The sequence below is a fragment of the Verrucomicrobiia bacterium genome (assembly GCA_019634635.1).
Lineage (GTDB): Bacteria > Verrucomicrobiota > Verrucomicrobiia > Limisphaerales > UBA9464 > UBA9464.
The window spans coordinates 35,250-47,631 of the sequence record JAHCBB010000036.1 but is presented as its reverse complement, the minus strand read 5'-3'; the positions used below and the strand labels follow the sequence as shown (position 1 = coordinate 47,631).

3 protein-coding genes are annotated in these 12,382 nt (G+C 64.7%); 1 reads left to right on the top strand and 2 read right to left on the bottom strand.

The features are described 5' to 3' along the window. Both KF791_17940 and KF791_17935 read right to left on the bottom strand, forming a co-directional pair. On the bottom strand, positions 1 to 7,266 hold a 7,266-nt coding region (locus KF791_17940; GenBank protein ID MBX3734462.1), incomplete at its 3' end, for a putative Ig domain-containing protein. A gap of 194 nt (positions 7,267 to 7,460) precedes the next feature. Continuing rightward, entirely contained in the window at positions 7,461 to 8,774 is a 1,314-nt protein-coding gene (locus KF791_17935) for a mechanosensitive ion channel family protein (protein MBX3734461.1), read from the bottom strand. A 232-nt stretch (positions 8,775 to 9,006) separates the two neighbouring features. Here KF791_17935 and KF791_17930 point away from each other — a divergent pair, with 232 nt between their 5' ends. After that, positions 9,007 to 12,369 carry a UTP--glucose-1-phosphate uridylyltransferase gene (locus KF791_17930; protein MBX3734460.1) on the top strand — a complete coding sequence of 1,121 codons (3,363 nt, stop codon included), beginning with the start codon at positions 9,007 to 9,009 and terminating at the stop codon, positions 12,367 to 12,369. Positions 12,370 to 12,382: the final 13 nt, after the last annotated feature.

Here is a 12,382-nt window from a genome sequence, read left to right as displayed (position 1 = left end):
TCCATTGCCGGTCAGACCAAAGTCCGGGTCGTCGGTATAGGTGGTCATGACGACCGTGAAGGCTTGTGGAATGCCGACATTGTTCATCAGGCCACTGGCGGCGATGCAGTTGGTCCCATCGAAGTACACCCCCGGAGCGCCCCGAAGCGCGTTGGTTCTGTAGACCGGTGGAATGTTCGGGATGAGTGTCGGCAGCAGGGTGTTCGGGGCACGCACCAGTGGACCGATCGTCGGTGTCCAGGAGGAGACGGGGGAATTGTGAGGCAGGTTTTTGAGGTCCACCTCGGGGCGCAGCCACAGCTTGGTGGCGGGACTAGCCGCAATGTCGAAGAAGGGAACGCCCCGGACCGTGACGGTGCTCGTCGGTGTCGCCTCCGATCCGAGGAACGCCCTGGCCTTGATCGTCCTGGCGCCAACGATGCTGAACGGGCCGTTGTAGAGGGTTGAGGTGGGACCCGGGTCGCTCCCATCAAGAGTGTAGCGGATCGTTCCCTTGCCGGAGTTGACGATGCGCACTTCCTGGGCGGCCTCAATCATCTCGCGCCGGGTCAGGATGGTCGGTTGAACGAGACCGCCGCCCGCCGGTTCGAGGATGAGGATGGCCCAGAGATCGAATGAGGGGATCTGAATCTGGGTGAGACGCACATCGGCCATCGCCGTTGTGGTGGCATCCACCGCAAGGGTTGAGAAATTTTTCGTGGACCGGGCGGTGTCGTGAACCGTGGCGCTGTACGGGCGCATCGTGTAGAGCGTCTTCTTGATGGGTGTCCCGAAGAAGGCGTCCGGATTCAGCGATATGGTGAACGGGGCGGTGTTGGCGGGATCCTTGCGGATGATGTGGATCACCACGGGATCCTGAGGGCCGCCCTTGGCCCGGATGAACAAGCTGGCCGAGGGGTTGTTTTCAATGAAGACCGGCTGCGCCTGATACCTCAGGTCGGCGCGAACCGTCTGGAACAGTCCTGCGTCCTCGTAGCCATCGAGGTAGTGGCTCATCGCCTTGACGAAACCGAAGATGGGCGAGAAGTCCTGCTGGGTGCCGTAGAACCGCCCCGCGCTTGGCACGGTGTAATCCTCCGGGATGACGTATACATCCCACGGCACAAGGCCGTGACCTCCCGCTGCGAAACAGGAGGCGGCAAACCGCCGGTATTCCGGGATCAGGTAGGAACTGTCGTAGGTCAGGGCCATCGGCTTGTTGTCGGTTGCCGCCTGGGTGACAAAGGTGTCGTAGATCGCCCCGGGATCGGTGGTCGTGAACTCACGCAGAAAGATATCATGGCGGTCTTCAATGACCTTGGGGCTGCTGCGAGTGTTGGCCGAGAAGGCAATCCGGCGTTGGAAGTGGTTGGTGATGGCGTGATGGACGACCGTGTAGAATTCCAGGGTGTTGGCGGTCTGGAATTGAATGTAGGCATTTTTGAGGACCGACGAGCCGACGCTGATCATGCGGATCGGGTCCTGGCCGTTGTTCCTGAGATAGTCCCGGTAACTGAAGCTGTTCACACTGGTCACACCGGCACCGGTCAGCTCGGCCGGGGTCAAGTTCGTGGCGAGGTAGGTGCGGAAGCCCGTGTTGCAGACGTCACAGTAGCATCCGCCATTGCTCAGGAAGCCGATGTTCATGTCCACGTCATCCATCTGGATGGACTGGACGACGGCAGGGTTCTTGCTGATGAGGGATCGCACATGGTCAATCCAGATCGAGCGAAAGTCCGTCCGGCGGGCGCATCCAGAGTATTTGCCGGAGAGCAGGTAGTCCGCGCGTCCGGCGGGCGCGTTATTGATGTTCTTGATGCGGCCGATGTTGTACGTCGCATTGTGGGGCTCCTGGGAGGCGAGGTCCGGCAGATTCGGGTTCACCGTGAGGCTGATGGTCATGCCGCGTTGCTGGGCCTCCGTGAGCATCTGATTGTCAAACGCACGGTACCAGTAGGTCCATTCCATGCGGTTCGCGAAGAAGGCATCGGCCGCACCAAAAGTGTCGAGATCCAGAAGCGCGCTCGTCCCGTTGACCGTATAGGTCATCTGGTAGGTCGGCTTCCGGCGGTACACCCGGGAGGAAAGGATGATGTCGGATCGCTTCCAGTGGGTGGAGAGGGGCAGGGAGGTGCGCATCACGTCATTCACCGTTTGAACGGGTCCTGCGACCGGCGGTTCGCCCGGTGCGGGCGTTTCGGAGGCCACCACAAGGAACTGGGAGCTGGTGCTCCTTGGCGGCAGGCCGTTGTCGGTGACCCGGAACTCGACGACGTGCGTTGACGGAAACTCCGAGGCGTCGGGAGACCATTGCACGCGGCCCGTTGGAGAGATGGTCAATCCGGTGGGTCCCGAGATTTTTTCCCAGGTCAGCACGTTGGGCGGCAGATCCGGATCACTCGCGGTCAACTGGTGGTTCAAAGGGGTCTCCTGATCCACGTCGAGTGCCGGAACGGCTGGCACGACCGGCGCTTCATTGGTCTCACGAACGTGGACGACGATCTCGTTGGTCGCGCTGCGCGCAGGCAGGCCGTCATCGGTCGCCTTGACGAGGATCGCAGCGGTGGTGCCGCCATGGGTCTCCGAGGGAGTCCAGGTCAATATACCCGACGGCGTCACCTGGACGCCTGCGGGCCCGGAAAGCAGGGTGTGGATCAACAGGGCCCTGGGGGTTTCCACATCCGTGGCGCTGATGTCCACCGAGAGCAGTTCATGCTCGTTCACTTCCAGCGCCGGAAGGATGGGGAACACGGGATCGTGGCGGTTTCCAGGCAGCGACTCAATCGAGATGTAGTCAAACGTGATGGAGGACTGGCTGACGATGGGACCCGTACGCACGAACTCCAGGGTGTTGGGGCCTTCTGAGATTCCCGCGTTGGGGTTGTTCAGGGTCAGGACCACGTTGGACCGGGATGACAGCCGGTCGGAGAACAACACCGTTTCCGATCCGGTCGCGTTGCGCATGCGGACCACGATGTCGTGATCTCCAAAGCCGACGCTGGTCCCGTTCACGGTCTGGGTGGCGGACTGGAATTCAAATCGGATCTCCAGCCGTCCGTCCGGTGTCGCCTGGCCGGGCGGCAGGACAAAGTGCAGGCGGTTGGTCCGGTCTCCCTGGGTCAGGGCTCCCTCCCAGGCCTTGAACGGTTCATCGAACGGCACGGACAGGGGAGCCGTCAGCCGGTTGAATCCTGCAGGATAGATGCCGGCGAGATAGTGATCATCGTCAGCGGTCGGATTGGTGGCGGCGTCGTAGGCGGGGTCGTTGGGGAGGCGGGTGACCAGGCCGGGCGCCAAATCATTCTTGTTGTTCTGTGACGAAAATTCGGAGTTTCCGGCGCCCGTCGCGTCGTCAACGCCCACAAGCCACACGGTACGGCTGAAGGGCACCTGGATCTGGAAGGAAACCGTGTCCGCCAATGGTGGCTGCCCGTTGTCGGTGACCTGGATGGTGACCGGATGCGAGGCGCCGCCCTGCCCCACAGAAGGGATCCAAGTGACCAGACCCGCTGCCGATACGGACAACCCTTCAGGCCCGGCCACCAAGGAGTAGGCGAGCAGATTCTGCGGGAGATCCGGATCGGTTGCGGTGACCTGAAATGCGAGGGGTGAAAGCGGCAACACGTGGGGATCCGAGATCGGCTGAAATACCGGGGGTTCGTTGACCTCGGAAACGACCACCTCGAAGGTGAGCGTGTTGCTCAGGGGCGGCTCGCTGTTGTCGGAGACCGCGACGGTGACGCTGTGCGCTGACGGACCCTGCACCTCTGTCGGGGTCCAGCGCATCAGGCCGGAAGCGGCAACCGTCAGGCCGGCCGGTCCGTTCACGAGGGAGTAGGAAAGGCCGCCTGACGGCTGACCGGCAACCGTTGCTGTCAAGGTCAGCTCCAGTAGATCGCCCTCGGCGACTGAAGGAGTCGCCACCGGATCAAACTGTGGGGGCACGTTGGCCTCGAGAACATTCAAAGTGAACGAGAGGCTGTCGCTGAGGGGTGGTTCGCCATTGTCGGTGACGCTCACGGTGACTACATGGGAGCCGGGCCCTTGTGCTTCGGTCGGGGTCCAGCGCAGCAGGCCGTCGGGATTGACCGTCAGGCCCCCGGGCCCGCTCTCAAGGGAAAAGGTCAGATCGTTTGGGGGCAGGTCCGGATCCGACGCCGTGAGGGTGATCTCCAGCAGCTCGTCCTCGGGTATGGAACGATCGGCGACCGGATGGAGCACGGGCGATCGGTTGACCTCCAGAACGTCCAATGTGAACGAGTGGCTGGCACTGAGGGGCGGTTCACCATTGTCGGTGACGCTCACGGTGACTACATGGGTGCCGGGCCCTTGTGCTTCGGTCGGGGTCCAGCGCAGCAGGCCGGTGGGACTGACCGTCAGGCCCGCGGGCCCGCTCTCAAGGGAAAAGGTCAGGTCGTTTGGGGGCAGGTCCGGATCCGACGCCGTGAGGGTGATCTCCAGCAGCTCGTCCTCGGGTATGGAACGATCGGCGACCGGATGGAGCACGGGCGACCGGTTGACCTCCAGAACGTCCAATGTGAACGAGTGGCTGGCACTGAGGGGCGGTTCGCCATTGTCGGTGACGCTCACGGTGACTACATGGGTGCCGGGCCCTTGTGCTTCGGTCGGGGTCCAGCGCAGCAGGCCGTCGGGACTGACCGTCAGGCCCGCGGGCCCGCTCTCAAGGGAAAAGGTCAGGTCGTTGGGGGGCAGGTCCGGATCCGACGCCGTGAGGGTGATCTCCAGCGGCTCTTCCTCGGGTATGGAACGATCGGCCACCGGATGGAGTACGGGCGAACGGTTGACTTCCAGAACCTCCAAAGTGAACGAGAGGCTGTCGCTGAGGGGCGGTTCGCCATTGTCGGTGACGCTCACGGTGACTACATGGGTGCCGGGCTCTTGTGCTTCGGTCGGGGTCCAGCGCAGCAGGCCGTCGGGACTGACCGTCAGGCCCGCGGGCCCGCTCTCAAGGGAAAAGTTCAGATCGTTGGGGGGCAGGTCCGGATCCGACGCCGTGAGGGTGATCTCCAGAGGTTCTTCCTTGGGTATGGAACGATCGGCCACCGGATGGAGCACGGGCGACCGGTTGACCTCCAGAACGTCCAATGTGAACGAGTGGCTGGCACTAAGTGGCGGTTCGCCATTGTCGGTGACGCTCACGGTGACTACATGGGTGCCGGGCCCTTGTGCTTCGGTCGGGGTCCAGCGCAGCAGGCCGTCGGGACTGACCGTCAGGCCCGCGGGCCCGCTCTCAAGGGAAAAGGTCAGGTCGTTGGGGGGCAGGTCCGGATCCGACGCCGTGAGGGTAATTTCCAGCAAGGCCCCCTCTGCGATGGAACGATCGCCAACCGGATCGAACTGCGGCGGCAAATTGACTTCGAACACCTCCACGGAGAACGAAAGAGTGGCACTGAGGGGAGGGGCACCGCCGTCGGTAACGGCGACGGTCACGAGGTGGGACGCGGGCCCCTGTGTTTCGGCAGGAATCCATCGCAGAAGTCCGGACGAACTGACCGTCATGCCGTCCGGTCCGCTGACCAGCGACCATGCAAGGGGCGTCGCAGACGGCCCTGCGCCCGCTGCCGTGAGGGCCAGTTCGAACCACTCGAGTTCCGGTGTCGCCTGGGGCGGGACTTCGGTCGGCACCGGCGGCATGCTGCTGATGGCTGGCGCGGATTCGACACGGACGTAGGCAAATCCGATGGAGTAGGAGTGCCCGGTGACCAGGGGGCTCGTCCGCACAAACTCCACGGTATTGGGACCGGCTGTGGCGCCGATCGTGGACGTCTCGATCTCCATGGAGACGGTGAGCGGTTCGGAAACGGTCCGTGCGTCAAGGACGGTTTCCACCCCGACGCCGTTCCTGAAACGGGTGACGATATCGTGGAATCCAAAGCCCTGGCGGACGTCGCCGATGTTGTGAAATGCAGCCGGGTAGCGGACCTCCAGCCGGATTCTGGAGCCCGCTGCGACCTGCTCTGGCGAGAGCACGAAGTGGAGGCGGTTCGTTCGATCCCCGGCACTCAGGGAGCCTTCCCATGCGGACCACGGTTCGTCGAAATAAACGGAGAGCGGGGCATCGAGTCCATTGAATCCGACCGGGTAATGGCCCGCCGTATAGTAGTCATCATCCTGCGAGGGATTGGCCCCGGGTTGATGCTCCGGATCTCCCGGCACCCGGGTGACCAGACCAGGAGCAGGGTTGCCCTTGCTTTGGGGGGAAAACTCGGAGTTTCTCGAGGTGGTGGTGGGGGCGTAGGTCCCGATCTGCCACAGCAGCCGATCCGCCGTGGCGAGGCCTGGCACCACGATCGAAAAGGAATTGGTGGCGCTGAGCGGGGGCTCGCCATCATCCGTGACCCGGGTGCTGACGGGGTACGTGATGGCGAACGGCGCCTCCGGCGGCGTCCACGTGAGCAGCCCGCCCGGAGTTACGGTCAGGCCTGCGGGCCCGCTCAACAGGGCATGGACCAGGCTCTCGGGTGCCGTCTCCGCGTCGCTGCCGCCAAGCTGCAGTTCGAACGGATGAAGCGCCGTCGCCAGCTGAGGCGGGACCGGGGAAAGCTGCGGTGGCGTATTTGCGGATACCGGCTGGGATTCGATGCGGACGTAAGCAATACCGATCGAGTGCGAGTGTCCGGTCAAGGACGGAGGGCCGGTCCGCACCAGCTCAAACGTGTTGGGCCCGGCCGTGGCGCCAATGTCCGCCGGATCCACGTCCATGACCACTGTGGTGGGCTCCGTGACGGTCCGCGAATCCAGGACGACGGCCGCCCCGGAGCCATTTCGGAATCGGGTGACGATGTCGTGGAGTCCGAAGCCCTGCCGGACGTCTCCGATGAAATGAAACGCGGCCGGGTATCGAACCTCCATCCGGAGGCGCGAGCCCGGCGCCACCTGGTCGGGGCTGAGGACGAAGTGGAGCCGGTTGGTGCGATCCCCGGCGGTGAGGGAGCTCTCCCATGCCGACCATGGTTCATCGAACATCACCGAGATCGGCCCAGCCAGCTGGTTGAATCCCGCCGGGTAGAACCCCGCCGTGTAGTGGTCGTCGTCCAGCGGCGTGACGGCATCCGGCACGAACGCCGGATCCCCGGGAACCCGGGTGACGTAGCCGGGTGGGGGGTCGTTCTTGTTATTCTGGCCCGGAAATTCGGAGTTTCGCGCCGTGGTGGCCGGCGCATAAGTTCCGATCTGCCACAGCAGCCTGTCGGCGGCGAATCCGGCATACCCCGGAAGGACGGACCCAACGAAATACGCCAGCCAAAGTAGGTTGGGAGTCTTCACGCGGTGGATTGAAACATCGCCCACCATCATTCCTGCAAGGAGAAATCAAGATGTTTTTGCGTGTGCTCGCTTCGGATTCAAGCGGCCGCGGCTGCGCCATCCTCGGCACGGCGGCGCGGGAATTTCCGGCGAAAGCGTGCGTCGCATGGGGATCATCCCGACCCGGTGTCCCCGCGCGGACCCGCGACGTACCGTCAGGTGCGGGGCTCGGGCGCTGCCGACTGCGGCGCGGTTCCCGTTTCCACCTGAATCGTCTGGGTCGGGAACGCGAAGCGGAGGCCCTCCGCATCGAACCGTTCCTTGATGGTCAGATTGACCCGCTGATAGATCCTTGTGTACTCACGGTAGTCGGTGGTCTTGCACCAGTACACGGCGGCGAGGTTGAGGAAGTAATCGCCGAATTTATTAAAGTGAACGATGAAGTCGTGCGTTCCGGGATCGTTGCGCAGGATCTCCTCCAGCAGTTCCGCAGCGCGCTGCATCCGCGGCGCCGGGGTGTCGTAGGTGAGGCCGATTGAGAAGAGGGTGCGGATGTTCGGGCGGCGTGTGATGTTGACGATCCGGGAGTTGCCCACCTCCTTGTTCGGCACCGTTAGGAGGAAGCCGTCCAGGGTGCGCAGTCGGGTGGAGCGGAGCCCCATCTCCTCCACGACGCCATCCGCCTCCCCGATCTGGACCCGTTCGCCGATTTTGAAGGGTTTGTCGAGGAACACGGCCACGGCGCCGAAGAGGTTGCCCACGGTGTCCTGCGCCGCCAAGCCCAGCGCAAGGCCGAGCACCGAGACCGACGCGAGGGCCGTGCGGATGTCAAAGCCGAGGTGTCCCATCAGCGTGAAGCCCGCCACGATGGTGATGATGATCTTCGCCGCCTTGGCCACCAGTCGGAGAAAGTGATCGTTGAAGGCGCGGTCGCCATCGTCCGGCAGTTTCCTGCGCCACACCACCGCCGCGGCATCCACGGCGCGCAACACGACCAGAACGATGGAGACCGCCACAGCAACCAGCGTGAGCCTCGAGAACCAGAACTCGAGGCCCTCGGGCCAGTCAAACAACTGGAGCCCGATGTTCAGCAGCAGCACAAACGCCACCACCTTCACCGGGCCGTCCACCAGCCCGATCAGAATGTCGTCCCATTCGGTCGCCGTCTTTTCGGCAAGGCGCTTGAGTCTCGTGTGGATCACCCAGTCGAGCCAGCGGGAGACCTGGAGGGCGATGATCACGTAGAGGATCGTGGCGAGATACTGCCAGAGCGGCCGGTGGAGCAGTTGGGTTTGAAGGAACTCGACCCGGTCGAGACCGAACGTGAGGAGTGACCGGTTCTCCTGGACGAAGGCCTTTGGGGGATCCGCAAGGTGCAGGCTGCGCGTGAGCAGCGAGGGTTCGGAGCCCGGGGCGTTGGTCCCGGACGCGTCCCCGGGCGCCTGCGCCGTCACCGCCCAAACGAGCGTGGTGGCGAGCAGCAGGATCCAGAGCCGGAGCCAGTAATCGGGGCGGAGGAGGTGCTTCATCTCAATGGCGGCCCCAAGACTGGACCGCGGCCGCTGGCTGTGGCAAGCGAAGCAGTCCCCGGATCATCCGCTGCGGTGTCTGCCATCGGGGCACCGTCTCGTGGGCGCCGGCGCCGCCGCAATTCGATCTGCTGCCGCCCCGGGGTTGGGTGCCTGAGTCTGGGATGAGCATGAAATGTCCGGGTGGGCGTTGACGCGATCTTCGTCATTCAGGCGTCATTGCGGCCGGGTTATGCCGCGCCTTGTAGACCTCATCACCTCCCGCGACGACGCGGTCAGAAACGCCTCGATCGCCGCGGTGTGTCGCGACCTTGCCGCCGGGGAGTTGCTGGCGGCCGCCGCAGAGCTCGACGCCTTCCGTCGCCGTGCCGACAACCTCTATGAGCGGGTGCGGGCCCTGTTCTTCCTGTACGACCTCCATCGGTTCCACCTCCCCGCGCGCCTCCCGGCCGGGGCGGCCCCGGCGGCAATTCCCTTCCGCGGGTTCGAACAGCTGCTGCATCGGCGGTTTGAGGAGGCGATTGACACCTTCCTCGCACACCAGGTCGCCACGGGCGCGTCGGACGGCCTTTGCTCGGCCCTCGCTGCCGCCTACTACCGCCTCGGTTTTCAGACGCTGGCGGATCAGGTTCGTCGCAGCGTCCGCATGGTCCGGGGCAATCAATGGATGTTTCGAATGGGCCACCCGGTGGACCAGCCGCTGCGGGTGCGTGCCGAGCTTTTGGAGCGGGGGCCTGATGGCACCCAACCCATTCTGCGGGAGCAGACCCCGGTCCGGATGGACCTCACCCATTCCGCATGGAGCGACATCTTCTTCCTGGGAATGGATTTTCCGGAGGGGGCCCGGGTGCTCAACGTATCCGTGGATCTGGGAGTCCATGGACGGGATGCCGTGCCGCGCCCCCCGGTGAGTGCCTGGCTCCGGATCCTTGACGAGCCGGTGCTGCGACTGACCTCCGTGGATCTTGGGGCCACTGCGGATCTCACCGCGCTGGCCGAGGTGTTTGATTTTGCCCGGGATTACCTCGGACTCCTCAAGGCGGCGGTGATCGCATCGGGTCTGGTGCCTCCAGGGATTGAGGGCTCCGGTCAGTCGCTGGCCGACCTGCTGTCCCGGATGGTCGGACCCGGCCGCGGCCTTGAGATCGTCTCCTGTGTCAATGACATCCCGAAGGGATCGAGGCTTGCCGTCAGCACCAATCTCCTCGGCTGCCTGATCAGCGTCTGCATGCGGGCGACCGGACAGACCCGGGGAACGAACCTCACGGGACCGTTGACCGAGGCGGACCGCCGGATTGTGCTGGCCCGGGCCCTCCTTGGGGAGTGGTTGGGCGGCAGCGGGGGCGGCTGGCAGGACTCCGGAGGCGTCTGGCCCGGCATTAAGCTGATCACCGGGGTGGCGGCGGGTGAGGGCGACCCGGAGTTCGGAATCTCGCGGGGCCGGCTCATGCCGTCGCATCATGTGTTCACCCGGGAGGAGATCCCCGAAACGGCGCGCCGGGCGCTCATGGATTCCCTGGTCGTGGTGCACGGTGGCATGGCGCAGAACGTCGGGCCAATTCTGGAGATGGTGACCGAGAAATACCTGCTTCGCTGCGAAGCCGAATGGCGTGCACGGCACGAGGCCCTGACGGTCCTGGATGACGTCGTCGCCGCGCTCAGCCGCGGAGACATCCGGGCCGTGGCCGCCGCCACCACCCGCAATTTCCGCGAGCCAATTCAGACGATCATCCCGTGGGCATCGAACGCGTTTACCGAGCAGATCATCACCCGATGTGAGACGGCCTTTGAGGGCGACTTCTGGGGATTCTGGATGCTCGGGGGCATGTCGGGTGGGGGTATGGGCTTCATCTTCAACCCGCGGCGCAAGGGCGAGGCGCAGGAGCGTCTCCAGGCGTTGATGGTGGAGACCAAGCGCGAACTCCAGAGCGGACTGCCGTTTGCCATGGACCCCGTCGTCTTTGATTACGCGATCAATGAGGAGGGAACCTCGGCGGACCTCCTGCGGAATGGGCAGGCTCTCATGCCGCCGGGCTACTACGCGCTCATCGCCCCCGCGCTGCTCCGGCAGGGCCGTCATGAATTGACCCCGGCGCGCCGCGCGGAGTTGGACACCCTGGGTGCCGCTGCGCGGACACGTCCCGAGCTTCGGGGCCTGGTGCAAAGCCTCTTCGACGCCCTGCTGCCGCGGGGTCGTGCCGGGGATGGGACGGAGGGATCGCTGGCCGGGTGGCTCGAACGCAATGGCTTCGATCGCGCGCAGCACGAGGTTATCCGGTCCGATCTGCGTGAAGGCCGCATCGGTCTGGCACAAAACCGCCTCCGGGCGGATGCGGTCATCGAGGATGTGCAGGCCGGGGATGTTGTGGATGGAACCCGGACGGCGGCGGGCGCCGCGCGAGACCGCTTGCGGTCTCTTGGGGAGGCGGCGCTGCGGCGGGGCGAGCTCGCGGTGGTCACCCTGGCCGCCGGTGCCGGGTCGCGCTGGACCGGCGGGGCGGGAACCTGCAAGGCCTTGCATCCGTACGCACGGCTGTCCGGGCGCCACCGCACATTTCTCGAAACGCATCTGGCCAAATCGCGACAAACCTCGCGCGGGCTTGGCGTCCGGTTGCCGCACGTCATCACGACGAGCTATGCGACGCACGACCCGACCGAGGCGTTCCTCATCCGGGTGGGAAACTACGGCTACGAAGGGCCGCTGCTGCTGTCGCCGGGGCGGAGTGTCGGGTTGCGGCTGATTCCGACCGAACGCGACCTGCGGTTCCAGTGGGAGGAGATGCCCCAGCAGCTCCTGGACGTTCAGCAGCAGAAGGTGAGGGACAGTCTCCGTGCGGCGCTGATCGGCTGGGCCCGCAGCACCGGGGAGGCGGCGGACTACACGGACAACGTCCCGCTTCAGTGCCTGCACCCGGTCGGGCATTTCTTTGAGGTCCCGAACCTGTTGCGCAACGGGATGCTGGCACGGTTGCTGGCGATGCAGCCGGCGCTGCAACATCTCATGGTGCACAATATTGACACCCTGGGTGCATCGGCAGATCCGGAGGTCTTTGGGCAGCATCTTGACGGCGGCGCCTGTCTGACGTTCGAGGTCATCACCCGGCGGCTGGAAGACCGGGGCGGCGGTCTGGCCCGGGTCAATGGGCGGGTGCGGCTGGTCGAGGGGCTCGCCATGCCCCGCGAGCAGGATGAGTTCAAGCTGAGCTACTACAACTCGATGACCACGTGGGTCCATGTGGACCGCTTTCTTGCCGTGATGGGACTGACCCGCGGGGACGTGATCGCCGGGCATCAGAGCCGCATTCTGGAGGCCATCCGGGCTCTGGCGGCGCGGTTGCCCACGTATGTCACCCTCAAGGAGGTGAAAAAGCGCTGGGGCCACGGGCAGGAGGATGTGTTTCCCGTGGCGCAGTTTGAGAAACTCTGGGGCGACCTGACGGCGCTCCCGGAGATTCCGTGTCGCTTTGTAGTGGTCCCGCGGCTTCGCGGGCAGCAGCTCAAGGATCAGGCCCAGCTCGATGGATGGCTCCGGGATGGCTCGGCCGGGTACGTGGATTCGTTGTGCGATTGGGGAGCGCAGACGGCCTTGGCGTAAGGCCGCGGTCCCT